This window comes from Streptomyces sp. WG7 (assembly GCF_049975785.1).
Lineage (GTDB): Bacteria > Actinomycetota > Actinomycetes > Streptomycetales > Streptomycetaceae > Streptomyces.
Map to the genome: position 1 here is coordinate 137,097 of NZ_JBNGGE010000001.1, position 24,381 is coordinate 161,477.

20 protein-coding genes are annotated in these 24,381 nt (G+C 71.2%); 9 read left to right on the forward strand and 11 right to left on the reverse strand.

Annotated elements, in window-relative coordinates:
- Nucleotides 1-45: 45 nt before the first annotated feature.
- A complete protein-coding gene (ppc, locus tag ACP4J0_RS00590) occupies nucleotides 46-2,781 on the reverse strand; it encodes a phosphoenolpyruvate carboxylase (RefSeq protein ID WP_426596596.1) in 2,736 nt (911 codons plus the stop codon).
- Between the two features lie 312 nt (nucleotides 2,782-3,093).
- Here ppc and ACP4J0_RS00595 point away from each other — a divergent pair, with 312 nt between their 5' ends.
- Genes ACP4J0_RS00595 through ACP4J0_RS00605 form a run of 3 tightly spaced genes read left to right on the forward strand, consistent with a single transcriptional unit; the run spans nucleotide 3,094 to nucleotide 6,011 of the window.
- Nucleotides 3,094-4,107, forward strand: a complete 1,014-nt coding sequence (locus tag ACP4J0_RS00595; RefSeq protein ID WP_426596597.1) for an acyl-CoA desaturase — start codon at nucleotides 3,094-3,096, stop codon at nucleotides 4,105-4,107.
- Nucleotides 4,104-4,781 carry a TetR/AcrR family transcriptional regulator gene (locus ACP4J0_RS00600; RefSeq protein WP_310872965.1) on the forward strand — a complete coding sequence of 226 codons (678 nt, stop codon included), beginning with the start codon at nucleotides 4,104-4,106 and terminating at the stop codon, nucleotides 4,779-4,781. Before ACP4J0_RS00595 ends, ACP4J0_RS00600 begins: the two co-directional genes overlap by 4 nt.
- A gap of 54 nt (nucleotides 4,782-4,835) precedes the next feature.
- Nucleotides 4,836-6,011, forward strand: coding sequence for a CaiB/BaiF CoA transferase family protein (locus ACP4J0_RS00605; RefSeq protein ID WP_426596598.1), 1,176 nt, complete (start codon nucleotides 4,836-4,838; stop codon nucleotides 6,009-6,011).
- Between the two features lie 54 nt (nucleotides 6,012-6,065).
- Here ACP4J0_RS00605 and ACP4J0_RS00610 read toward each other — a convergent pair whose 3' ends face one another.
- Nucleotides 6,066-6,887, reverse strand: coding sequence for a trans-aconitate 2-methyltransferase (locus tag ACP4J0_RS00610; RefSeq protein ID WP_426596599.1), 822 nt, complete (start codon nucleotides 6,885-6,887; stop codon nucleotides 6,066-6,068).
- A gap of 119 nt (nucleotides 6,888-7,006) precedes the next feature.
- On the opposite strand from ACP4J0_RS00610, the gene tamR reads away from it, so the two are divergent.
- On the forward strand, nucleotides 7,007-7,504 hold the full coding sequence (gene tamR / locus ACP4J0_RS00615) for a MarR family transcriptional regulator TamR (RefSeq protein WP_426596600.1): 498 nt from the start codon (nucleotides 7,007-7,009) through the stop codon (nucleotides 7,502-7,504).
- Nucleotides 7,505-7,645: 141 nt separating this feature from the next.
- Here tamR and ACP4J0_RS00620 read toward each other — a convergent pair whose 3' ends face one another.
- Entirely contained in the window at nucleotides 7,646-8,419 is a 774-nt protein-coding gene (locus ACP4J0_RS00620) for a LuxR C-terminal-related transcriptional regulator (RefSeq protein ID WP_426596601.1), read from the reverse strand.
- 304 nt (nucleotides 8,420-8,723) lie between these two features.
- On the opposite strand from ACP4J0_RS00620, the gene ACP4J0_RS00625 reads away from it, so the two are divergent.
- Together ACP4J0_RS00625 and ACP4J0_RS00630 are read left to right on the forward strand one after the other, a co-directional pair.
- Nucleotides 8,724-9,179, forward strand: a complete 456-nt coding sequence (locus ACP4J0_RS00625) for a GNAT family N-acetyltransferase (RefSeq protein ID WP_426596602.1) — start codon at nucleotides 8,724-8,726, stop codon at nucleotides 9,177-9,179.
- 259 nt (nucleotides 9,180-9,438) lie between these two features.
- Complete coding sequence (locus ACP4J0_RS00630; RefSeq protein ID WP_426596603.1) at nucleotides 9,439-9,966, forward strand: DinB family protein; 528 nt, start codon at nucleotides 9,439-9,441, stop codon at nucleotides 9,964-9,966.
- A gap of 87 nt (nucleotides 9,967-10,053) precedes the next feature.
- Here the strand turns inward: ACP4J0_RS00630 and galK are convergent, their stop codons facing one another.
- The 3 genes from galK to galT are packed head-to-tail and all read right to left on the reverse strand — an operon-like array spanning nucleotide 10,054 to nucleotide 13,283.
- Nucleotides 10,054-11,229: a galactokinase gene (galK, locus tag ACP4J0_RS00635; protein WP_426596604.1), complete on the reverse strand. Its 1,176-nt coding sequence runs from the start codon at nucleotides 11,227-11,229 to the stop codon at nucleotides 10,054-10,056.
- A 33-nt stretch (nucleotides 11,230-11,262) separates the two neighbouring features.
- Complete coding sequence (gene galE / locus ACP4J0_RS00640) at nucleotides 11,263-12,225, reverse strand: UDP-glucose 4-epimerase GalE (protein ID WP_426596605.1); 963 nt, start codon at nucleotides 12,223-12,225, stop codon at nucleotides 11,263-11,265.
- Nucleotides 12,222-13,283 carry a galactose-1-phosphate uridylyltransferase gene (galT, locus tag ACP4J0_RS00645; RefSeq protein WP_426596606.1) on the reverse strand — a complete coding sequence of 354 codons (1,062 nt, stop codon included), beginning with the start codon at nucleotides 13,281-13,283 and terminating at the stop codon, nucleotides 12,222-12,224. The genes galE and galT overlap by 4 nt, the downstream gene beginning before the upstream one ends.
- A gap of 184 nt (nucleotides 13,284-13,467) precedes the next feature.
- On the opposite strand from galT, the gene ACP4J0_RS00650 reads away from it, so the two are divergent.
- Together ACP4J0_RS00650 and ACP4J0_RS00655 are read left to right on the forward strand one after the other, a co-directional pair.
- Nucleotides 13,468-15,147, forward strand: a complete 1,680-nt coding sequence (locus ACP4J0_RS00650; RefSeq protein ID WP_426596607.1) for a sodium:solute symporter family protein — start codon at nucleotides 13,468-13,470, stop codon at nucleotides 15,145-15,147.
- Between the two features lie 21 nt (nucleotides 15,148-15,168).
- Nucleotides 15,169-15,477 carry a hypothetical protein gene (locus ACP4J0_RS00655; RefSeq protein WP_426596608.1) on the forward strand — a complete coding sequence of 103 codons (309 nt, stop codon included), beginning with the start codon at nucleotides 15,169-15,171 and terminating at the stop codon, nucleotides 15,475-15,477.
- A gap of 378 nt (nucleotides 15,478-15,855) precedes the next feature.
- On the opposite strand, the gene ACP4J0_RS00660 is transcribed toward ACP4J0_RS00655, so the two are convergent.
- The 4 genes from ACP4J0_RS00660 to ACP4J0_RS00675 all read right to left on the reverse strand — a co-directional run bounded on the left by ACP4J0_RS00660 (nucleotide 15,856) and on the right by ACP4J0_RS00675 (nucleotide 22,720).
- Nucleotides 15,856-16,530, reverse strand: a complete 675-nt coding sequence (locus tag ACP4J0_RS00660; RefSeq protein ID WP_426596609.1) for a helix-turn-helix transcriptional regulator — start codon at nucleotides 16,528-16,530, stop codon at nucleotides 15,856-15,858.
- Between the two features lie 251 nt (nucleotides 16,531-16,781).
- Nucleotides 16,782-18,707: a PQQ-binding-like beta-propeller repeat protein gene (locus ACP4J0_RS00665; RefSeq protein WP_426596610.1), complete on the reverse strand. Its 1,926-nt coding sequence runs from the start codon at nucleotides 18,705-18,707 to the stop codon at nucleotides 16,782-16,784.
- Nucleotides 18,708-18,831: 124 nt separating this feature from the next.
- Nucleotides 18,832-20,637, reverse strand: coding sequence for a PQQ-binding-like beta-propeller repeat protein (locus tag ACP4J0_RS00670; protein WP_426596611.1), 1,806 nt, complete (start codon nucleotides 20,635-20,637; stop codon nucleotides 18,832-18,834).
- A 268-nt stretch (nucleotides 20,638-20,905) separates the two neighbouring features.
- Nucleotides 20,906-22,720: an ABC-F family ATP-binding cassette domain-containing protein gene (locus tag ACP4J0_RS00675; protein ID WP_426596612.1), complete on the reverse strand. Its 1,815-nt coding sequence runs from the start codon at nucleotides 22,718-22,720 to the stop codon at nucleotides 20,906-20,908.
- A 155-nt stretch (nucleotides 22,721-22,875) separates the two neighbouring features.
- On the opposite strand from ACP4J0_RS00675, the gene ACP4J0_RS00680 reads away from it, so the two are divergent.
- Nucleotides 22,876-23,472 carry a Uma2 family endonuclease gene (locus ACP4J0_RS00680; protein ID WP_426596901.1) on the forward strand — a complete coding sequence of 199 codons (597 nt, stop codon included), beginning with the start codon at nucleotides 22,876-22,878 and terminating at the stop codon, nucleotides 23,470-23,472.
- 10 nt (nucleotides 23,473-23,482) lie between these two features.
- On the opposite strand, the gene ACP4J0_RS00685 is transcribed toward ACP4J0_RS00680, so the two are convergent.
- On the reverse strand, nucleotides 23,483-24,379 hold the full coding sequence (locus ACP4J0_RS00685) for a 4-(cytidine 5'-diphospho)-2-C-methyl-D-erythritol kinase (RefSeq protein ID WP_426596613.1): 897 nt from the start codon (nucleotides 24,377-24,379) through the stop codon (nucleotides 23,483-23,485).
- Nucleotides 24,380-24,381 lie beyond the last annotated feature (2 nt).

A 24,381-nucleotide genomic window follows, 5' to 3' on the forward strand; every position in this document is an offset into this window, starting at 1 on the left:
TCGAGGTGGAGCGCGGGGGCACCGTCGTGTGTGCGGGGGTGCGGGTCAGCCGGTGTTGCGCAGGCCCGCGGCGACGCCGTTGACGGTGAGGAGCAGGGCGCGGGCGAGGAGCGGGTCGGCTTCCTCGCCTGCTGCGGCGGCTTCGCGCTGGCGGCCGAGGAGGGCGACCTGGAGGTAGGAGATGGGGTCGAGGTAGGCGTCGCGGATGGTGAACGTCTGCTTGAGGACCGGGTCGGCGTCCAGCAGTTCGTCCTCGCCGGTGACGCGCAGGACCTCGGCGACGGTGAGCTCGTGCTCGGCCTTGATCCGGTCGAAGACGTGCTTGAGCTCGTCGGGGACGAGGGTGTCGACGTAGTGCTGGGCGATGCGCAGGTCGGTCTTGGCGAGGGTCATCTCGACGTTGGAGATGAAGTTGCGGAAGAAGTGCCACTGCTGGTGCATCTCGTCGAGGACGGTGTCCAGTCCGGCCTCGCGCAGGGCCTTGAGGCCGGAGCCGACGCCGTACCAGCCGGGGACGATCTGCCGGGACTGGGTCCAGCCGAACACCCAGGGGATGGCGCGCAGTCCGTCGAGGGAGACGCCCGAGCCGGGGCGGCGGGAGGGCCGCGAGCCCAGGTGCAGGTCGGCGAGCTGGTCGACCGGTGTGGAGGCCAGGAAGTACGTCGGCAGGTCGGGGTCCTCGACCAGCTCGCGGTAGGCGGTGTGGGCGGCGTCGGAGACGGCGTCCATGGCGGCGTCCCAGCGGGCGAGGGCCTCGTCGGACTGGCGGGGTGCGGTGTGCAGGGCGGAGGCCTGGAGGGTGGCGGCGACCGTCAGTTCCAGGTTTTCCCTGGCCAGGGCGGGGATGAGGTACTTGTCGGAGATGACCTCGCCCTGTTCGGTGACCTTGATCTCGCCCTCCAGGGTGCCCCAGGGCTGGGCGAGGATGGCGTCGTGGGTGGGGCCGCCGCCGCGGCCGACGGTGCCGCCGCGGCCGTGGAAGAGGCGCAGGCGTACGCCGTAGCGGTGGGCGACGTCGCGCAGGCGGCGCTGGGCGCGGTGGATCTCCCACTGGCTGGTGGTGATGCCGCCGAACTTGGAGGAGTCGGAGTAGCCGAGCATGACCTCCTGGACGTCGCCGCGCAGGGCGACGAGGCGCCGGTAGGAGGGGTCGGCGAGGAGGTCCTCGAGGATGGTGTCGGCGGCCTTGAGCTCGTCGGTGGTCTCCAGGAGCGGCACGATGCCGATCTTGGCCCAGCCGGCGTGCAGGTCGATGAGGCCGGCCTCGCGGGCGAGCACCGCCGCGGCGAAGACGTCGTCGGCGCCCTGGCACATGGAGATGATGTAGGACTCGATGACCTCGGGGCCGAAGACCTCCAGGGCGCGCTTGACGGTCTGGAAGACGCCGAGGGTCTTCTCGCCGGCGGCGTCGACGGGCGCGGGGGTGGGTGCCAGGGGCCTGCGCGACCTCAGTTCCTTGGCGAGGAGCTTGGTGCGGTACTCGCGGGGCATGTCGGCGTAGCGCCAGGATTCCTCGCCGAGCCGGTCGAAGAGCTGGCCGAGGGCGTGGTGGTGTGCGTCGGCGTGTTCGCGGACGTCCATGGTGGCGAGCTGGAGGCCGAAGGCGGCGAGGGTGCGGATGGTGCGGGCGAGGCGGCCGTCGGCGAAGAGGCTGCCGCGGTGTTCGCGCAGGGAGGTCTGGACGAGTCGCAGGTCGTCGAGGAGCTGTGCGGTGCCGAGGTAGTCGCGGCCGGGCTGGTGGGGGGTGCCCTTGGCGAGGCGCTCCTTGGTGTTCTCCAGCTTCTGCCGGATACAGGTGGCCTTGAGCCGGTAGGGCTCTTCGGCGTTGAGGCGCTTGTAGCGGGGGCTGATCTCGGGGAGCAGTTCCAGGTCGGTCTGGAGGGAGGTCAGGAGTTCCTCGGTGGCGCCGGCGTAGCGGATGGAGTTGGAGAGGAAGCCGCGCAGTTCGTCGATCATCTCCAGGGCGTCGTTGATGCCGTGTTCGTGCTGGAGGATGAGGACGTCCCAGGTGACCTGGGGGGTGACGTTGGGGTTGCCGTCGCGGTCGCCGCCGATCCAGGTGCCGAAGGTGAGGGGGCGGGTGTCGTCGGGGAGCTTGACGCCGGCGCGCTCCAGTTCGGCGGTCAGGTCCTCGAGGACGTCGCCGACGGCGCCGGCGTGGAGTTCGTCCAGGTAGTAGATGGCGTTGCGGGCCTCGTCGGCGGGTTCGGGGCGGACGACGCGGAGTTCGTCGGTCTGCCACACGAGGTCGATGTTCTCGGCGAGGCGGGTGTCGAGGCGGCGCCGGTCGGACTCGTTGACCGGGGTGTCCAGGAGGGCGGCGATGCGGCGCAGCTTGTTGAGGACGGAGCGGCGGGCGGCCTCGGTGGGGTGTGCGGTGAAGACGGGCCGGACGTTGAGGTTGCGGACGGTGTCGCGCAGGTGCTCGGGGTCGGCGTCCTTCAGGCGGTCGGCCGTTCGGGCGAGCAGTCCGCCTTCGGCGGCGCGCTTGGCGCCGAGTTCGCGGCCGCGGTGGACCTGTTCGGTGACGTTGGCGAGGTGGAAGTAGGTGGAGAAGGCGCGGACCAGCTTGGCCGCGGTCTGCAGTTCGGTGCCGCGCAGCAGTTCGGCGGCGGCCTCGCCGTCCTCTCGGGTGAGTCGGCGTACCTTCTCGACGAGTTCCAGCAGTTCGGGGCCTTCCTGCCGGACGAGGGTCTCTCCGAGGAGGTCACCCAGCCGGCGGATGTCGGCGCGCAGCTCGCTGCCGGTCGTCGTGGTGGTCTGGTCGTCGGCACTGCTCACAGGTGCGGCTCCTTGCAGTGTTGAAGCTCGTCTGGGAGGGAACCCGGACGGCCGTCTCGCGCGGCGGGTGCCGCTTACCGGGCCGGACGTCCGGGAAGAAATCAGAGCGGACCGCGCTGTCCGACCGAGTCCAGGATAGGTGTCGGCCGGGACGCGCAGGGTTTCGGGCTCTTGCCGCGGCGTGACGCGCTGCCATACTTACGTCGCCGTAGGTTACGGAACCGTAGGAATACGGTGCGTGGTTTCCGGAACCCGGCACCGGACAGAGCCCCACGACCCCCGACCCCACCCTCGATCCCACAGGGGACGCGCATGACCACGAGTTCCGATGTGATCCCAGACGCTCCGCAGCCGCCTTCCGACGGCACGTCCGCGCCCTCCGCCACGCTGGGTGGTGAGCGGAAGCGGTCCCTGGAGCAGATCACGCTGCTGCTGTTCATCATCGTTCCGTTCCTCGCGCTGGTGGCGGCGGTGCCGCTGGCGTGGGGGTGGGGCGTGAGCTGGCTGGACGTGGGCCTGTTGGTCTTCTTCTACTTCCTGGGCTGCCACGGCATCACCATCGGCTTCCACCGCCACTTCACCCATGGTTCCTTCAAGGCGAAGCGGCCGCTGAAGATCGCGCTTGCGATCGCGGGTTCGATGGCGGTGGAGGGGCCGCTGGTCCGCTGGGTGGCCGATCACCGCAAGCATCACAAGTTCTCCGACGACGAGGGTGATCCGCATTCGCCGTGGCGGTACGGCGAGACGGTGCCGGCGCTGATGAAGGGCCTGTGGTGGGCCCATATCGCATGGATGTTCGACGAGGAGCAGACCCCGCAGGACAAGTACGCGCCGGATCTGATCAAGGATCCGGTGCTCCGTGCGATCTCGCGCCAGTTCATCTGGTGGACGGCGCTGTCCCTGGCTCTGCCGGCGCTGATCGGCGGGCTGGTGACGATGTCCTGGTGGGGGGCGTTCACCGGCTTCTTCTGGGGTTCACTCGTCCGGGTGGCGTTGCTGCACCATGTCACGTGGTCGATCAACTCGATCTGTCATGCGGTCGGCAAGCGGCCGTTCAAGTCGCGGGACCGTTCGGGGAACGTGTGGTGGCTGGCGGTGCTGTCCTGCGGCGAGTCCTGGCACAACCTGCACCACGCCGACCCGACGTCGGCGCGGCACGGTGTGATGCGCGGGCAGCTGGACTCGTCCGCCCGGCTGATCCGCTGGTTCGAGCGGTTCGGGTGGGCGTACGACGTGCGGTGGCCGTCACGCTCGCGTATCGATTCCCGCCGCAACACGGACCAAGGTTCCTCCCGCCGCCGGAAGGAAACCGTCGAGGCGGCATGATGGTCGGCGTGGCGACCGACTCCAGCAGCACCCCGAGCAATGAGAAGCCCCGGCGCGCGCGTCGCACCCGGATGACCGGTGCCGAGCGGCGCCAGCAGCTGCTGGAGATCGGTCGCACGCTGTTCGCGGCGAAGGGTTTCGAGGGCACGTCGGTGGAGGAGATCGCGGCGAAGGCCGGGGTGTCCAAGCCGGTGGTGTACGAGCATTTCGGTGGCAAGGAGGGGCTGTACGCGGTGGTGGTGGACCGTGAGATGCGGCGGCTGCTGGACATGGTGACCAGTTCCCTGACCGCCGGGCATCCGCGTGAGCTGTGCGAGCAGGCGGCTTTCGCCCTGCTGGACTACATCGAGGAGTACACGGACGGTTTCCGCATCCTGGTCCGTGATTCGCCCATCCCGCAGTCGACGGGTTCCTTCGCCTCGCTCATCTCGGACATCGCCACCCAGGTGGAGGACATCCTGGGCCGCGAGTTCAAGAACCGCGGTTTCGACGCCAAGCTGGCCCCGCTGTACGCGCAGGCGCTGGTCGGCATGGTGGCGCTGACGGGGCAGTGGTGGCTGGACGTGCGCAAGCCGAAGAAGGCGGAGGTGGCGGCGCACCTGGTGAACCTGGCGTGGCACGGGCTGGACGGCCTGGAGCCGAAGCCTCGGCTGATAGGGCACCGCAAGAGCTAGAGCGTGTCGGCCCGCGGCGTGCCGCCGGGGGGTGGAGAGGACGGAACCCAGCACATGCAGCCGTTGCGCGGAATCACCGTCGTCTCCCTCGAACAGGCGATCGCCGCTCCCTATGCGAGCCGGCAGCTCGCCGACCTCGGCGCGCGGGTGATCAAGGTGGAGCGTCCCGGGACGGGGGACTTCGCCCGGTCCTACGACACCCGGGTGCGGGGTCTGAGTTCGCACTTCGTGTGGGCCAACCGCAACAAAGAGTCCCTCACCCTGGACTTCAAGGACCCGCGCGGCATGGAGGTGCTGCGCCGTCTGATCGCGGACGCCGACGTCTTCCTCCAGAACCTGGCGCCGGGGGCGGCGGCCCGGGCCGGGCTGGGGGCTGAGGAGCTGCGGGCCCGGCACCCGGAGCTGATCGTGTGCGACATCTCCGGTTACGGCGCCCCGGGCCCGTACGAGGGCCGCAAGGCGTACGACCTGATGGTGCAGTCCGAGTCGGGGCTGCTGTCCGTCACGGGCACGCCGGACGACATGGCCAAGGTGGGGATCTCCGTGTCGGACATCGCCGCCGGGATGTACGCGTACAGTTCGGTCCTCGGTGCGCTGCTGGAGCGCGGGCGGACGGGGCGGGGCACGCATCTGGACGTGTCGATGCTGGAGGCCACCGTGGAGTGGATGGGCTTCCCCCTGTACTACGCCTTCGACGGTGCCGGGCCGCCGCCCCGGGCGGGCGCCGCGCACGCGACGATCCACCCGTACGGGCCGTTCACGGCGGGGGACGGTGACGTGGTCATGATGGCGGTGCAGAACGAGCGCGAGTGGCGTGGTTTCTGCGCGGGGTTCCTGGGCCGCCCGGAGCTGGCCGGTCATCCGCACTACGCCACCAACGCGGACCGCCACACGCACCGGGAGGCGCTGGGCGGGCTGGTCGCGGCGCGGTTCGCGGAGCTGACCGGTGCGGAGGCGATCGCGCTGCTCAGCGCGGTGCCGGTCGCCAACGCCCGGGTGAACACGCTCGCCGAGGTGTGGGACCACCCTCAGCTGGCCGCGCGCGGACGCGTGCACCGGGTGCCGACGCCGGCCGGTCCGGTCCCGGCGATGGCACCGCCCGGCCCGACCGGGGACGCGCCCCGTATGGAGGCGGTGCCGGCGCTGGGCGAGCACACCCGCGCCGTACTCGGCGAGCTGGGCCTGTCCGAGGACGCCATCGACGCGCTCGTCGCGGAGGGCGTGGCGTGAGCGGCGGCGTGCGGGCCCGGGGCGTGCCGCTTCTCATGTGACCGGCTGTGGCGGTCAGGGGTTGTGCGGCTTCCGGGCGACGGCGAAGACGCGGCGGAAGGGGAACGGTGTGCCGTGCGCGCCGGCCGGGTAGGCGGCGCGCAGGGCGGTCCGGTACTCCTCGACGAACGCGTCGCGGGCCTCCGGGTCGTCGTCGAGTGCGGTGAGCACGGGACGCAGCCCCGTCCCCTTCACCCAGTCGAGCACGGCGTCCTCGCCGGGCAGCAGGTGGACGTACGTCGTCTCCCACACGTCGGCGGTGCAGCCGGCGGCGGTGAGGCGGGCGAGGTAGGCCTCGGGGGTGAGGACGGCGTCGTCGTGGCCCAGGACGCCGGCGAGGCGGTCCCGCCAGCGCGGGGAGTGGGCGAGGTCGCGCATCAGGCGGTGGCTGGGGGCGTCGAAGTTGCCGGGTACCTGGAAGGCGAGGATGCCGCCGGGGGCGAGGCGGTCGATCCAGTCGGGGAAGCGCTCGACGTGGCCGGGGACCCACTGGAGGGTGGCGTTGCTGATGACGAGGTCGCAGGGCTCGTCGGAGGTCCAGGTGCGGGCGTCGGCGGGGGCGAAGTCGAGGTGGCCGCCGCCGGACGTGGGGCCGGCGTGCTCCCGGGCCCGTTCGAGCATCTGGGGTGAGCTGTCGTAGCCGGTGATGCGGGCGGTGGGCCAGCGGTCGGCGAGCAGGACGGTGACGTTGCCGGGGCCGCAGCCGAGGTCGGCGATGCGGGGCGGGTCACCGGGCAGTTCCGGGACGCGGGCGAGGAGGTCGGTGAAGGGGCGGGCGCGGTGGCCGGCGTGGCGCAGGTACTGGGCGGGGTCCCAGAGGGGGGCGGTGGCGGGCATGGGGCCTCCAGGGGCGGGCCGTGCGGGGCGGGTACCCAGCGTCACCCGCACGATAAATCGACGTCAAGACTGTTGACGTCAAGAGACTTCACATCGACACAACCACTACACTGATCGTCATGGAGGACGAGGTCGATCGGCTGGTCGCAGCGTGGCGCCGGGAGCGCCCGGACCTCGACGTGGAACCGCTCGAGGTGCTGAGCCGGGTCAGCCGGCTCGCCCGGCACCTGGACCGCGCACGCCGCCTGGCCTTCTCCGAACACCACCTGGAGCCCTGGGAGTTCGACGTCCTGACGGCACTGCGCCGCGCGGGTACGCCGTACCAGCTCTCGCCGGGGCAGCTCCTCACCCAGACCCTGGTCACCTCGGGCACGATGACCAACCGTATCGACCGCCTGGCCAAGAAGGGCCTGGTGGAACGCCTGCCCGATCCCAGTGACCGGCGCGGCGTCCTGGTCCGGCTCACGGACGAGGGCCGGGACCGCGCCGACCAGTCGCTGGCGGGCCTGCTCGCCCAGGAGCGCGCGATCCTGGGCGAACTCTCCCGCGCCCAGCGCGGCGAACTGGCGGCACTGCTGCGCCGGCTGACCGCCCCGTTCGACAACATCCCCGGTTGAGGGCTTCCCGGGCAGACCGTGCCGCGGACGCGGCGTCCGGCACGCACATCAGCCGCCCTGTCGTCGGTCGCCGACGGTCCGCGCCGACGCCCCTCCTCCGCCTGGTGTCCGCACGCACCAGGCCCCGCTTGCCTGCGTTGATCAGGCGCTGTTGCTCTCCTGGGACCCGATCTGCCCGGGAGGCCCCAGCTCGGCGGGCCCCACCCCGGCCCGCCGGGCCAGCGCCACGGCGGCGAGGGTGGAGTGGACGCCCAGCTTGCCCAGCACGTTCTGCATGTGTGTGCGCACGGTGTGCGGGGACAGGTACAGCCGCTCCGCGACGGCCTTGCGTCCGAGCCCGGCGACCATGCAGCGCAGCACCTCCCGCTCCCGCGGGGTCAGCGACTCCACCAGCCGCTCGCTCTCGGTGCGGTGCTTGCGGGCGGCGGTCAGTTCGCGCAGGACGCCGGTGAGCAGGGCGGGCGGCAGGTGCGTCTCGTCGCGCAGGACGCCCCGTATGACGTTGAGCAGCCGCGACAGGGAGCAGTCCTTGGCCACCCATCCGGAGGCGCCGGCCCCCAGCGCGAGGGCCGCCCGCCGGGGGTCGTCCTTCTCGGCGAGGACCACGATCCGTACGCTCGGCTGCCCCGATCGCACCCCGGCGACCAGGGAGATCCCGTCCACCAGCCCGTCCTCGTTGCCGTCCCGCACGGGTACGGCCGGGCGCACGCCGGGTACCTGGCCCCCCAGGTCGGCGTCGACGAGCAGCACGTCGAACCGCCGCCCGTCGGACGCGGCCCGCTCCAGGCAGCGCAGCGCGGCCGGGCCGCTGCCGGCCGCGGAGACGTCGACGTCCGGCTCGGCGGCCAGGGCGGCGGCGAGCGACTCGGCGAAGATGCGGTGATCATCGACGACCAGGACTCGGATACGAACCACGAAACCCCCTCCCCCACGCTCCTCGAGGAGCAGGGGATACCCATCGTCTGTCCGTCCTCGGAAAACGACACCGGCACGGGTACGGCGCCCGAAGCCCCGTATCCGGCTGTGCACTCGGTACTCCGGGACGGGTCGCCGCAGCCGCACGGCCGCCGCCGTGCAGTGACCGCCACCCCGCCCCGGGCGCCGTACCCGGCTGTCTCGCCCCCTGAACGGCACCGGCCCCCACCGGTGCTGCTCATCAGAGTACGGGCGGGGGCCGGGAGCGGAAGGCTATTTGCAGAACTGACAGCCCGGCGCGTTTATGGTGAGCCGCATGTTTCGTCTTGTGACAGAAGTAGACAAGGCACGGCGCAATCTGCTGCGCACCCGCCTGCGGGAGACGAACACGGCGGCCTCGGCCATCCTGCGCTCCCTGCGCGGAACCCCTCACGAACGCGAATTCCCGCTGCACGTCTGGGTGCTGGACGAGGCGGGCGGCCTGGCGGGCGGCCTGGTCGGCCACACCTGGGCGAGCTGGCTCCACGTGACGTACCTGTGGGTGGACGACCGGTGCCGGGGGGCGGGCCTGGGCTCGGCCCTGCTGACGGAGGCGGAGCGAGGTGCCCGCGAGGAACGGGGCTGCACGGCGGCCCGCGTGGAGACCTGGGACTTCCAGGCTCCGGACTTCTACCGCGGGCACGGCTACGAGGTGGTGTGCGTGATCCCGGACTACCCGCCGGGGATCACGGAGTACACGCTGACCAAGCGGCTGGGGTGAGGCGGCCGGAGGCAACGGAGCCGGTCGTCACTCGGGCTCCGGCCCCGTGTCCTTCGCGCTGGAGCGGGCGGTCCGGTGGTGCCGATCGTCCAGGTGCCGAGGTCGGTGGCGAAGGCAGCTCGTTCCCCGTACGGACGGTACGGCCGGTTCTCGTACCCGGGGCGGCCGCCGGACCGGCCAGGCCCCGTGAGCGCCGCCGCCTCTCGTCGCCGGCGAAGGCGGTCGTGGGGGGCGCCGTCGCTGCTGGCATGGTGTGGTCATGGATACGACACCGGACGGGCGGCCGATACCGCCTCCGCATGCCGGCGAGCGCGTCATGCTGGAAGCGTGGCTCGACTTCCACCGTGCGACTCTCGCCTCGAAGTGTTCCGGCCTGAAGGACGAGCAGGTGAGGCTCGCCGCGGCGTCACCGTCGTCGATGACGCTGCTCGGCCTCGTGCAGCACATGGCCGAGGTGGAGCGCAACTGGTTCCAACGTGTTTTCGCGGGTCAGGACGTGCCGCCGGTCTTCGGGGAGGGCGGCCTCGACGGTTTCGCCCTTCGGCCGGACCGAGGGCTCGACGAGGCGACGGCCGCCTGGCGGGCGGAGGTCGCCCGAGGCCGTGAGCTGATCGCCGGCGCGTCGCTCGACGCCTCCGGCCACCTGCCCGAGCAGGAAGCGGGACACGTCGGTGACCAGGGGGTCTCGCTGCGCTGGATCATGGTGCACATGATCGAGGAGTACGCGCGTCACAACGGTCACGCCGACCTCATCCGCGAGGGGATCGACGGCGTCACCGGCGCCTGAGACAGGCTCGCCGCACGGCCGGCACGGCCACGCCGGCGACGGACTGCCCTCGGCCGGGACCGGTGAGGGCAGTCCGGGTCTCCGGCGTCAGACGATCCGCCGCGCCCCCGCCGAAGGCACCGCCTCGAACACGCGAGGAGCCTTGTGGCCCGCCGTCGCGAAGGCCTCCTCCACCGCCTTCGTGATGGCGTCCACGTCGGCCGTCTCCGCCAGGACGATCGCCGAGCCGCCGAAGCCTCCGCCGGTCATGCGGGCGCCCAGGGCGCCGGCGGCGAGGGCGGTGTCGACGACCAGGTCGAGCTCCGGGCAGGAGATGCGGAAGTCGTCGCGCAGGGAGGTGTGGCCCTCGACCAGGACGGGCCCGATGGCACGGGTGTCGCCGGACTCCAGCAGCGACACCACCCGCTCGACGCGTTCGTCCTCCGTGACGACGTGCCTCACCAGGCGGCTCACCTCCTCGTCGTCGGCCAGCCGCTCCAGTGCCGCGTCGAGCTCCTCGTAGGCCACGTCGCGCAGCGCGTTCACGCCGAGCAGCGCGGCGCCCTTCTCGCAGCCGGCGCGGCGCTTGCCGTACTCGCCCTCGCTGTGGGAGTGCTTGACCTGCGTGTCGACGACGAGGAGGCGCATGCCCTCGGCGTCGAGGTCGAAGGGGATCTGGCGCTGGGAGAGGTCGCGGGTGTCGAGGAACAGGGCGTGGCCCGCTTCGCAGCAGGCGGAGGCGGTCTGGTCCATGATGCCGACGGGGGCGCCGACGTAGACGTTCTCGGCGCGCTGGCACAGGCGGGCCAGCTGCCAGCCGCGCAGGCCGAGGGAGTGCAGGTCGTTCAGGGCGAGGGCGACGACGATCTCCAGGGCCGCCGAGGAGGAGAGGCCCGCGCCGGACGGGACCGTCGAGGCGAGGTGGATGTCGGCACCGGTCAGCTCGTGGCCGGCCTCGCGCAGCGCCCAGACGACGCCCGAGGGGTACGCGGTCCAGGACCTGTCCGACTCGGGGGTCAGGTCGGCGACGCGCAGCTCGACGGGGGCGGCGCCGATGTCCGCCGAGTGCAGGCGCAGGATGCCGTCGTCGCGCCGGGAGACCGCCGCGAGGGCGGTGTGCGGCAGGGCGAACGGCATGACGAAGCCGTCGTTGTAGTCGGTGTGCTCGCCGATGAGGTTGACCCGGCCCGGCGCCGCCCACACCCCCTCGGGGTCCGCCCCGTACAGCTCCCGGAACCGCTCGCCGACAGCTCCTGCGCCGTCCCCTGCGACAGCCTCGCCCATGCCCTGACCCCTCGCTCTTTCCGTCCGTACGGTCTACTTCGCGCGCTGCTGCGCGAACTCCCACGCGTCCGCCACGATCCCCGCGAGGTCCGCGCGGGACGGGTTCCAGCCCAGTTTCTCGCGGGCGGTGTCCGCCGACGCCACCAGGACCGCCGGGTCGCCGCCCCGGCGGGGGGCCACGACCTCGGGGATCGGGTGGCCCGTCACCCGGCGGACGGTCTCGACGACCTCGCGGACGGAGAAGCCGTTGCCGTTGCCCAGGTTGCAGATGAGGTGCTCGCCGGGGGCGGCCGCGTCCAGGGCCAGCAGGTGGGCGTCGGCCAGGTCGGCGACGTGGATGTAGTCGCGGACGCAGGTACCGTCCGGCGTCGGGTAGTCGTCGCCGAAGACGGAGATCGCCTCGCGCCTGCCCTGTGCCACCTGGAGGACCAGCGGGATGAGGTGGGACTCGGGGTCGTGGCGCTCGCCGTACTGGCCGTAGGCGCCCGCGACGTTGAAGTAGCGCAGCGAGACCGCGCCCAGGCCGTGGGCCGCCGCCTCGCCGGTGATCATGTGGTCGACGGCGAGCTTGGAGGCGCCGTAGGGGTTGGTGGGCTTCGTCGGCGCGGTCTCGACGATCGGGACCTCGTCGGGCTCGCCGTACGTGGCGGCCGTGGAGGAGAAGACGAGGCGGCCGACGCCGGCCGTGCGCATGGCCTCCAGCAGGGCCATGGTGCCGCCGACGTTGTTGTCCCAGTACTTCTCGGGCTTCACGACCGACTCGCCGACCTGGGAGAAGGCGGCGAAGTGCAGGACGCCGTCGTACGACGGGTCCAGCCACTTGGCGGCGTCGCGGATGTCGCCCTCGACGAAGGAGGCGCCCGCCGGGACGCCCTCCCTGAAGCCGGTCGAGAGGTTGTCGAGGACGACGACCTCGTGGCCGGCCTCCAGCAGATGCTGGGCGACCACGCTGCCGACGTATCCGGCCCCGCCCGTCACCAGGTACTTCCCGCTCATGAACTCGCTACCTCTCGCAGTCGCTCGGCCGCGCGCTCCGGGGGCACGTCGTTGATGAACACGTTCATGCCGGACTCGGAGCCCGCGAGGAACTTCAGCTTGCCCGATGTCCGGCGGATGGTGAAAAGCTCGAGGTGCAGCGCGAAGTCGTCCCGCGTCACGCCCTCGAAGTCCTCCAGCTGCCCGAACGGGGCCTGGTGCCAGGCCGCGATGTACGGCGTCGGAGGCTCACCGGTGCCGAAGATCCGGTCGAAGCGCCTCAAGAGTTCCAGATAGACCTGGGGGAACTCCGTGCGGGTCGCCTCGTCGAGCCCGAGCAGGTCGGGCACCCGGCGCTTGGGGTAGAGGTGCACCTCGTACGGCCAGTGCGCGGCGTACGGCACGAAGGCGGCCCAGTGCTCGCTCTCCAGGACGACCCGCTCACCGGCCAGCTCCTCCGCCAGGACGGCGTCGAACAGGTTCTCCCCGCCCGTCGCCTCCTTGTGCGCGGCGAGTGAGCGGAGCATCAGGGCGGTGCGGGGGGTGGTGAAGGGGTAGGCGTAGATCTGCCCGTGCGGGTGGCCCAGCGTCACGCCGATCTCGGCGCCCCGGTTCTCGAAGCAGAACACCTGCTCGACGGAGGGCAGGTGCGAGAGCTCCGCCGTGCGGTCCGTCCAGGCGTCCAGCACCAAGCGGGCCTGCTCGTCGCTCAGGTCGGCGAAGGAGGCGTTGTGGTCGGAGGTGAAGCAGACGACCTCGCAGCGGCCGGAGTCGCCGGCCAGCGAGGGGAAGCGGTTCTCGAAGACCACCACGTCGTAGGACGAGTCCGGGATCTCGCTCAGCCGCTCGCCCTGCGAGGGGCACAGGGGGCATTCGTCGGCCGGCGGGTGGTAGGTGCGGCCCTGGCGGTGCGAGGCGATGGCGACCGAGTCGCCGAGCAGCGGGTCGCGGCGGACCTCGGAGGTGGTGACGGTCCGCTCCAGCGGGCGGCGGTCCACGGCGTCCCGCACGGTGTCGTCGCGCAGGTCGTAGTGGACGAGCTCGCGACCGTCGGCCAGCCGGGTCGAGGTCTTCTTCACTGCCGGACTCCTCTACACCTGCATCCGCACACAATCATCCAACACAATCAAACATAACACATCACAACTCACCAGCCATGCCGATCATCACAATCAAACAAAGAACATCACCAGAAGTGTTCAATTACTGAACGCGGAGGCGTAGGTTCCGCTGGGATCAGTTCGCGCAACGAAGCGAGTTCGCATGCATACCCCCACATACCTAGCCGCGGAGCTTCGACTCCCCACCAACTGGCTCGACTACTCGATCCTCGGGATCTACTTCGTCGTCGTGCTCGGCATCGGCTTCGCCGCCCGGCGTTCGGTCAAGACCAGCCTGGACTTCTTCCTGTCCGGCCGCTCGCTGCCCGCCTGGGTCACCGGCCTCGCGTTCGTCGCGGCCAACCTGGGCGCCACCGAGATCCTCGGCATGGCCGCCAACAGCGCCCAGTACGGCGTCTACACGACCCACTGGTACTGGATCGGCGCCATCCCGGCGATGGTCTTCCTCGGCCTGGTGATGATGCCGTTCTACTACGGCTCGAAGGTCCGCTCGGTCCCGGAGTTCCTCCTCCTCCGCTTCGACAAGGCGTCACACCTGCTGAGCTCGGCCCTGTTCGCGGTCGCCGCCATCCTGATCGCCGGCGTGAACCTCTACGCCCTCGCGATCGTCGTCGAGGCCCTCCTCGGCTGGCCCCAGTGGGTCGCCATCGTGGTCGCCGGCTTCTTCGTCCTGGCGTACATCACCCTGGGCGGCCTGTCCTCGGCGATCTACAACGAGGTCCTCCAGTTCTTCGTGATCCTGGCCGGCCTCATCCCGATCACCGTCCTGGGCCTGAAGAAGGTCGGCGGCTGGGACGGCCTGTCCGACTCCCTCACCCAGACGCGCGGGGCCGACTTCATGACCTCGTGGGGCGGCACGGGCATCGGCAGCGACAACCCGCTGGGCGCCAACTGGCTGACCATCGTGCTCGGCCTCGGCTTCGTCCTCTCCTTCGGCTACTGGACGACGAACTTCGCCGAGGTGCAGCGCGCCCTGTCGGCGAAGAACCTGTCGGCGGCCCAGCGCACGCCGCTGATCGCCGCCTTCCCGAAGATCTTCATCGTCTTCGTGGTGATGATCCCGGGCCTGGTCGCCGCGGTCCTCGTCCCGAAGATCGGCACGCCCGGCTCGGACCTCCAGTACAACGACGCGATCCCGTACCTGATGCAGCAACTGCTGCCCAACGGCGTCCTCGGCATCGCGGTGACCGGCCTGCTGGCCGCCTTCATGGCGGGCATGGCGGCGAACATCTCCTCCTTCAACACGGTCTTCACCACCGACATCTGGGCGAAGTACGTCGTGAAGGACCGCGAGGACGACTACTACGTCCGCTTCGGCCGCCTGATCACGGTCATCGGCGTGCTGGCCTCGATCGGCACGGCCTTCCTGGCGTCGTCGTTCTCGAACATCATGAGCTACCTCCAGACGCTGTTCTCCTTCTTCAACGTGCCGATGTTCGTGGTCTTCATCATCGGCATGTTCTGGAAGCGGGCGTCCATGAAGTCCGGCTTCTGGGGCCTGATCGCGGGCACCACCGCGGCGATGGTGAACTACTTCGTCATCTACAAGCAGGGCATCATCGACATCCCCTCCGACCAGGGCGCCAACTTCGTCTCCGCGATCGCGGGCTTCGTCGCCGGCGCCGTGGTCATGGTCGCCGTGTCCCTGTTCACCGCGCCGAAGCCGGTCGCCGAGCTGCAGGGCCTGGTCTACGGCACCACCTCCCCCGGCATGTCCGAGGCGCCCGCCAAGGGCGACGACGCGTGGTACCGCAAGCCGGCGCTGCTGGGCTGGGGGGCGGTCGTCCTGGCCGCCGCCTGCTACATCCCGTTCTCGTTCTGATCGCGGAAGGACTGAGAGAGCATGTCTGATTCCTATTCCGAGAAGAACGTCCACGACGAGGTCTCCGAGCTGGAGACCAAGTCCGTCACGGCCGCGCGGCTGTTCGACATCCGGCGGATCATCGGCGGGCTGTTCGTCGTCTACGGCGTCATCGTGACGATCGCGGGCCTCGTGGCGTCCGACGACGACATCGACAAGGCGCAGGGGGTGAACATCAACCTCTGGACCGGGCTGGGGATGCTGGTGCTGGGACTGTTCTTCCTGGCATGGCTGAAGCTGCGTCCCACGGCCCCGCCGCCGCCCTCCGCCGAGGAGGGGCCGGCGGAGTGACGCGGGTCCCGTGACCGGCGCCGGGGATGTCGGGTGGGGCCGGCGGGATACCGCCGGCCCCACCCCACACCCTTGGCGGGACGGCGCACCCCGCGCGGCCGGACAGCCGCGTACGGCGGGAAGGGGCCGTGTCGGGGGTGTCCGCCCGCAGCGGTCGGCGCGTCAACGCCCCACCCCTCTTCAAGTGACCGATTCCGCGCCGCTCCGAGGACGGACACCCCCCGGCGCGGCCCCGCCGCCCACACAACCGACCGCGCTACGCGCACCCCCACCGGACCCGCACAGGCCGCCGCAGGCACCCCACCCGCTCAACCGCCGCAGGCACCCCACCCGGAGGCGCCCCAAACCCGCTCAACCGCCGGAGGTGCCCCCACCCGCTCAACCGCCGGAGGCACCCGCCCGGTCCAGCAGCCCCGTCCGCGCGGCCAGTGCCGCCGCCTCCAGGCGGGAGCCCACACCGAGCTTCATCAGCACGCGCTGGACGTGCGTACGCGCCGTGGACGGGGCGATCCCCATACCCGCCGCGATCAGGCGCGTGTCGTCCCCCTCGGCGACCCTGACCAGGACCTCCACCTCCCGGGGCGTCAGCATCTGCAGCAGCCGCTGCCCCTCGTCGTCGGGCTGGGCCGCCGGATTCAGCAGCTCACCGAAGGCGCCCTGCAACAGCGACGGCGCCACCGCCGCCTCCCCGGCCCGCGCCTTCATGATCGACCGCTCGACGCCCTCGATCCGCTCGTCGTGCCGGACGTACCCCGAGGCGCCCGCCGCGAACGCCGCCGCGATCCCGCGAGGGTTCGGTACCGGTCCCAGGACCAGCACCGCCACCTGCGGACGCTCCCGCTTGATCCGCACCACCGGATCGAACATCCCCGGCTCGGCCGGTGTCGCCGTTCCCAGCAGGCACACCTCCGGCGCCCGGCTGATCACCAGCTCCGCCGCACCCGCGGCCGGCGCCGCCGCGGCGAGCACCCGGTGCCCCCGCAGCTTCAGCGCCGAGGCCAGCGCCTCGGCGAGCAATCGGTGATCGTCGACCACCATGAGCCGTACTCCCATAGAGCAACCCCCCAGTCACCCAGACCCCCGGCACGGCCTGCGAAGGCCCGCTGCTCCCCGCCCGCGGTCCCGCCCCGACCCCGCCCTCCATGCCCCCGGAAGCTACACGCTAGTCCGACGTCGCGCTGCCCCTACCGGTGATAACTGCCCCGGATCGCCGAAATCCCCCGCAATACGGCCCCGTCCCTGAACAGGAACGGGGCCGCGGGGGTCCGTCGGAGCGCCGAGCGGACTCGGCGGACTCGGCTTTCTCAGCCGCTGGTGCCGAACGCGATCACCAGGTACTCCTTGTCGTCGGGGCTGGTGGGCTCACTGGCGTACACCTCCGCCATGTACAGGTGCCCCTGCGAGTAGATGATCTCGGAGTACTCCGGCGACATGCTGGTCTCCACGTCCCGCACCGCTTCGGTCGCCGGGTTCTCCAGCAGCTTGGTCTGCTTGAACGTGCCCCCGTCGATGCTCACGATCTGGCCGCCCTTGTCGTACGGGGGGCGCTTGTACGCGATCACGTTGGCGCCGTCCATGCGCAGCGGGATGATGGTGTGGTCGACGCCGGCGTCGGCGCGCTGCCCGGTCTGCTTCCCGGTGGCCAGGTCGAAGGCGACGACCTCGTTGGTCTGGCTGTACGACTCGCCGCCGCCGCTCTCGTGCTCCTCCGTCGGGATGTAGAGCCGGTCGTTGCCGACCGCGAGGCCCGAGCAGTGCTCGACCTCCGTGATGCCGTCGCACTCGGCCGCGAACTGATCGCCCGGCGCCAGGATGCGGGCGCGCAGCTTGCCGGTCTTGTTGTCGATGGAGAAGAAGTCCGAGATGCCGCTGCCGTCGCCGGCGGACTTGCCGACGTCGGCGGCGACGACCAGCGGGTTCGTCGACACGATGCTCGCGTACTCGATGCCCTTGGCCATCGGGTACTCGGAGATCACCTTCCCGCTCTTCGGGGCGATGGTCTGGATCTTCAGCTCCTGGGCGTCGTACGTGCCGCACCTGCGCACCGCGACCAGCTTCTCGCCGCCGCCGTAGCCCGCGTCCTGGCAGGTGTCGGCCGTCTTCGGGGACCACAGGACGTTGCCCTTGGCGATGTCCCAGGCGACGCCGCCGTCATTGCTGCCGGCGGCGACGGTGCCTCCGCTGATGGTGACGTTGTTGAAGGAGATCGGCCGGTCACCGGCGGTCTTCGTCCACAGCGTCCGCCCCGCGTCCAGGTCGATCAGCGCGACCTGGGAGCAGCCGTGCGAGGGCTCCGCCTTGGTCGGCATGGCGGGCTGGTGGACGATGACCGTCTTGTTGTCGTCGGTGACGTGCCGGCTGGCCGTGCAGACGGGGCCGCCGAGCTTGATCGTCCACTTCTTGCTGCCCTTGTCGGGGTCGTAGCCGACGATCTCGGCGATGCCGCTCTTGGCGTACACCTTGTCGGTGAGCCACGAGCCGGAGACGTCGACGCTGTCGTCCTCCTTGCTCACCGCGGGCGCGGGGACCTGGAAGAGCACCTTGGAGGCGGGGTCGGCGGGCACCTTCTCCTCCCCCTCGGAGGACGTGCCGCCCTCGCCGCCCTTCTCGTCCGTGCCGCCCTTGCCGCCGTTGCCGCCGCTGGAGCTCGCGGTGTCGTTCTTGTCGTCGTCCTTGCCGGCGGAGCCCGCGTACCAGACACCGCCGCCGATGATCAGCGCGATCGCGACGACGGCCGACACGATGATCGCCATCTGCGCGTTGATCTTCCGGCCGCCGCCCGGCGCGCCGGCCTGAGCCTGCATCGGCACGGTCGCCTGCGGGTAGCCGTAGCCGGGCTGCCCCGGGTGACCGGGCTGCCCCGGCTGGCCGTACGGCGGCGTCGGCTGCCCGTAGGACGGCGTCGGCTGCCCGTAGGGCCCGGGCTGCTGCGGCTGCGGCTGCCCGTACGGGCCGGGCTGCTGGCCGGGATAGCCGTACCCGGGCTGGGGCTGCGGCGGGGCCTGCGGATATCCGTACCCCGGCTGCGGCGACCCCGTCGGCGGGGTCGGTGGCACCGCGGGCGCCTGCGGCGGCGTCTGCGGGTAGCCGTAGCCCGGCGCGGGGGGCCCGCCGGGGTTCGGCGCCCCGCCCGCGGGCGGGGCCGGCGGCTGCGGCGGTTCGTTCTGCGGCGGGCCGAACCCTCCCCCCTGCGGGGGCTGGTGGGACGGCGGGGGCGGCGGCTGGGTCATGACGTGAGTACCTCGGGGAACGGGGACGGCGGGGACGGCCGGGCGGACCCGCCGGAGCGGACGGAGCGGACGGAGCGCACCGGACGGGCGGAGCCGGCGAAGCTGAAGGAGCGGGCGAAGAAGGTCACTTGCCGAAGGCGAGCATCAACTTCTCCTTCGATTCGTCGTTTCCGGTCAGGCGGGTGGTGGAGATGTAGAACCGCCCGTCGACCCAGTCGATGTCCTTGGAGTAGAAGTCGCCCTCGATGTCCGCCACGCCCTGCGGGTTCTGCATCAGCTTGGCCGGCGTGTGGCTGCTGCCGCCGGTCGCGATCGACACGATCTGGCCGCCCGCGTCGTAGGAGGGCTGCACGTAGGCGATGAGCTGGTCGCCCTCGGTCTTCATCGGAATCATCGTCTCGTCCGCGGGGGACTTCGCGCGCCACTTCTCCTTGCCGGAGGCGAGGTCGATCGCGACGATCTCGTTGGCGCCTCCGGTCGCCTCGGTCGGCAGGTAGAGCGTGCCCGCGGCGACGACGACGCCCGCACAGCCCTGGAGGTCGCGGTCGAGGATGGCCCAGCCGCACTCGGGGGCGAAGTCCTCGTCGACGCCGACCTGTTGGAGGACCGTGCCCTTGGCGGTGAAGGTGGAGATGTTCCAGACCTTCTTGTCCTCGTTGGTGGCGTAGACGACGAGCGGGTCGACGGAGTAGGTGCGCTCGACCCGCCAGCCCTTCCCGTACTTGTAGGTCCACAGGACCTTGCCGGTCTTCGGGTCGAGGCCCTGTACCTCGTCGTGCTCGTTGTTGCCGCCGGCGCCGCAGGAGGCGACCTGGACGATCGTCTTCGGTCCGGTCGCGAAGCCGGCGGGGAAGCAGGCGTCGCCGTACCGCTTCTTGTCGTAGAGCTTCTTGCCGCTGGTGACGTCGTAGGCGGAGCCGGACTGGGAGCGGCCGACCATCAGGATGTTGCCGCTGACGTTCAGCTCGACGGAGAGGGTGGTGTCGAAGAGTTCGCCGTCCTCGACCTCCCCCTTCCAGCCCTTCGCTCCGGTGGCGAGGTCGATCTCCTGCATCTGGTTGCACTTGGCGCGGTCGCTGGAGCCGCTCATGTGGACGACGACGATCTTGTCGGCGGCCGTCTTCTCCGGGGTGACGGCGCAGATCTTCTCCGGGAAGGTGATCGGCTCCCAGGAGGGCTTGCCGTCACCGACGTTGTACGCGACGAGCTGCTTGTACGCCGCCTTCACCACGGTCTTGTCGGTGATCCACATGCCGGGGGCGTCGGCGCCGGAACCGGGGGCGTCGGGCGCCTCCTTGTACCAGAGCACCTTGGACTCGCCGGCCTGGCGGCCCTCGTTGAGGTCCTCGGGGTCCTCGCCGCCGTCGCCCCGGCCGTCACCGGGGTCGACCGGGGCGTCGCCGGAGCCGGAGGGCTTGGGGTCGTCGCTCTTGCCGGCGACGGGCTTCTTGTCCTTGTCGCCGCCGCTGTTCGCGGTGACCGCCCACACGCCGCCGCCGATGACGAGCAGGGCCGCGACGGCGGCGCCCACGGCGAGGGCGGGCTTGCCCTTGAAGGGGTTGCGGGACCCGGAGCCGCCGGGCGGCGGGGTGCCGGGGGCGCCCGGGAACTGCGGCTGCGGATAGCCGTAACCGGGCTGCCCGCCGTACGGGCCCGGCTGCTGCGGCTGGGCGTACGGCCCTGAGCCGTACGGGCCGGGCTGCGCGTACGGCCCCGGCTGACCGGGCTGTCCCGGCTGCGGCTGCTGCGGGTAGCCGTACCCCGGCTGCGGCGGCGCCTGCTGCGGGTAGCCGTACCCCGGCTGCGGCGGCGGACCGGACGGCGGGCCCTGCGGGGGCGGCGGGGCCGGTGCCCCGAAGCCTCCCGGCGGTGGATCCTGCGGTGCTCCGAAGCCACCCGGCTGCGGCGGCTGGTTGGGCGGCTGGCTCATCAGCGCGTTCCCCCTTATAGCTACTGATTTCTAGCCACGATCCGAGGTACGCGCCGGCCCCCGGAGTCGTCGAACGGCAATCACTCAGACAGTTCTCGGACGGCCTTTCTATCACCCGGTCCGGACGGCACACCGGGCCGCGCCCTCCCCTGTACCCAAGGGAGGACCGGCCCGTGATGCCTCTGTTACGCGTTGGCGGGCCCGGGGGGATCCCCCCGGAAAGCACAGCACGCCCCCTTCACGCGTCGCGCGCCCCGCCTGCGAAGGGTCAGGCGTCCTCCGCCAGTTCCAGCCAACGCATCTCCAGCTCCTCGCGCTGACCGGCCAGTTCGCGCAGCTCGGTGTCCAGTTCGGCCACCTTCGCGAAGTCGGTGGCGTTCTCGGCGATCCGCGCGTGCAGCTTGGCCTCCTTCTCGGAGACCTTGTCCAGCTGCCGTTCGATCTTCTGTAGTTCCTTCTTGGCGGCACGCACGTCGGCGGCGCTCTTCTCGGGCACCTCCGCGGCCGGCTTCGCCGCCGGGGCCGGGGCGTTGGCCGCGGCGGCCTCCTCCATCCGCTTCCGCCGCTCCAGGTACTCGTCGATGCCGCGCGGCAGCATCCGCAGGGCGCCGTCGCCGAGGAGGGCGAAGACCCGGTCGGTGGTGCGCTCGACGAAGAACCGGTCGTGGGAGATGACGATCATCGACCCGGGCCAGCCGTCGAGCACGTCCTCCAGCTGGGTCAGGGTCTCGATGTCGAGGTCGTTGGTGGGCTCGTCGAGGAAGAGGACGTTGGGCTCGTCCATGAGGAGGCGGAGCAACTGGAGCCGCCGCCGCTCACCGCCGGACAGGTCACCGACCGGCGTCCACTGCTTCTCCTTGCCGAAGCCGAACGTCTCGCACAGCTGCCCGGCGGTCATCTCGCGGCCCTTGCCGAGGTCGACGCGCTCACGGACGCGCTGCACGGCCTCCAGCACCCGCCAGGTGGGGTCGAGCTCGGCGACCTCCTGGGACAGGTAGGCCAGCTTGACGGTCCTGCCGACCTTGACGTGCCCGCCCGCGGGCTGCTGTTCGCCGTCGCTGAACGCGGCGTTCGCGAGGTCCCGCAGCAGGGAGGTCTTGCCGGCGCCGTTGACGCCGACGAGGCCGATGCGGTCGCCGGGGCCGAGCTGCCAGGTGACGTGCTTGAGCAGCACCTTGGGACCGGCCTGGACGGTCACGTCCTCCAGGTCGAACACGGTCTTGCCGAGCCGGGACGACGCGAACTTCATCAGCTCGCTGCTGTCCCGGGGCGGCGGCACGTCCGCGATCAGCTCGTTGGCGGCCTCGACGCGGAAGCGCGGCTTGGAGGTGCGGGCGGGGGCGCCGCGCCGCAGCCAGGCCAGTTCCTTGCGGACGAGGTTCTGCCGCTTGGTCTCCTCGGTGGCGGCGATGCGCTCGCGCTCCGCACGGGCGAAGACGTAGTCGGAGTAGCCGCCCTCGTACTCGAAGACGTCGCCGCGCTGCACGTCCCACATGCGGGTGCAGACCTGGTCGAGGAACCACCGGTCGTGGGTCACGCACACGAGGGCGGAGCGCCGCTCGCGCAGGTGCTGGGCGAGCCAGGCGATGCCCTCGACGTCGAGGTGGTTGGTGGGCTCGTCGAGGACGATCAGGTCCTGCTCGTCGATGAGCAGCTTGGCGAGCGCGATCCGGCGCCGCTCACCACCGGAGAGCGGCCCGATGACGGTGTCCAGGCCCTGCGGGAAGCCCGGCATGTCGAGCCCGCCGAACAGCCCCGTCAGTACGTCCCTGATCTTGGCGTTGCCCGCCCACTCGTGGTCGGCGAGGTCGCCGATGACCTCGTGACGGACGGTGGCGGCGGGGTCGAGGGAGTCGTGCTGGGTGAGGACGCCGAGGCGCAGCCCGCCGGAGTGGGTGACGCGACCGGTGTCGGGCTCCTCCAGCTTGGCCAGCATCCGGATCATGGTCGTCTTGCCGTCACCGTTACGGCCGACGACACCGACGCGGTCCCCCTCGGAGACGCCGAGGGACACGCCGTCGAGAAGCGCCCGGGTGCCGTACACCTTGCTGACGTTCTCGACATTGACCAGATTGACGGCCATTTCTCTCCTGACTGGGGGATCGATCAGCTTTCAAGCGTAGGCCCTTCGGGGGGTGGGGCGGCGCGGACGGGGGTCGTCACTCTTTGTGGTGACGTGTGTCGTGTCCCCGGTTACCTTGGAGGGCAGGCAGCAGGATCCCGTCCATGGGAGGAACCATGACCGCCGAGTCCGTTGAGCACCGCCACCTTCGCTGGCCGATGCCGCCGACGGACGGCTACACCGTGGACGATCTGTTCACGCTGCCCGATCTCCCGCGACACACCGAGTTGATCGACGGGAGCCTCGTTTTCGTGAGTCCGCAGCGCCGTTTCCACTATCCAGTGATCAACATGCTGTTCAACGGGCTTCGAAGCTCGCTGCCCCCGGGATTCAGCGTCGAGCAGGAGATGACCGTTCTCCTCGACGACCGCAATGGCCCCGAGCCCGATGTCAGCGTGGTGCGAGCCGACGCGGTCACCGGGCTGGACCAGACCAGTTTTCGGGCCACGGACGTCCTCCTCGCCGTCGAGGTCGTGTCCCCGGAGTCCGAGTCCCGCGACCGCACGACGAAGCCTCTGAAGTACGCGGCAGCCGGTATCCCCCACTTCTGGCGCGTGGAGAAGGGCGGCACGGACGGCAGCCCGGTCGTCCACGTCCACGAACTCGACTTGAGGACCAAGGCGTACGCGCACATGGGCTTGCATCGCGACCGGATCAAGGTCGACAAGCCGTATGCCATCGACATCGATCTGGGCGGAATCAGCCAGCCCTGACCCCAGCCCCTCAGACCACCGTCGCCCCCGCCACGGCTCCCACCGCCGTGCGCACGTCGCGGCACGTCCCCGACGCCCGCAGCACCCCGGCGATGTCGGACGCCGACTTGGCGTCGGCGGCGAGGAACGCCGTCGTCGGCCCCGACCCCGACACCAGCGCCGCCAGCGCGCCCGCCGCCCGGCCCGCCGCGAGGGCGTCGGACAGTTCGGGGAAGAGGGAGAGCGCGGCGGGCTGGAGGTCGTTGGTGACGGCGACGGCGAGCGCGGCGGGGTCGCCCTTGGCGAGGGCGTCGAGGACGGGCTGCGCGGCGACCGGCTCGGGAATGTCGAGTCCCTCCCCCAGCCGGTCGAACTCGCGGAAGACGGCCGGGGTGGACAGTCCGCGCGTGGCCAGCGCGAACACCCAGTGGAAGTCGCCGCCGACCTCCAGCTCCGTCAGCTTCTCGCCCCGCCCGGTGCCGAGCGCGGCCCCGCCGACCAGGCTGAACGGCACGTCGCTGCCCAGCTCGGCGCAGATCTCGAGCAGCTCGGCGCGCGAGGCGCCCGTGCCCCACAGGGCGTCGCAGGCGACCAGCGCGCCCGCGCAGTCCGCGCTGCCGCCCGCCATGCCGCCGGCGACGGGGATGTCCTTGGCGATGTGCAGGTGGACGTCGGGCTCGCGGCCGTAGCGCTCGGCGAGGGCGAGTGCGGCGCGGGCGGCGAGGTTGGTCCGGTCGAGGGGGACCTGGTCGGCGTCCGGGCCCTCGCAGGTGACGCGGAGTCCGCCGTCGGCCGGGGTCGCGGTGATCTCGTCGTAGAGGGAGACGGCGAGGAAGACGTTGGCCAGGTCGTGGAAGCCGTCGGGGCGGGCGGCGCCGACCGCGAGCTGGACGTTGACCTTGGCGGGGACGCGGACCGTCACGCTCACTT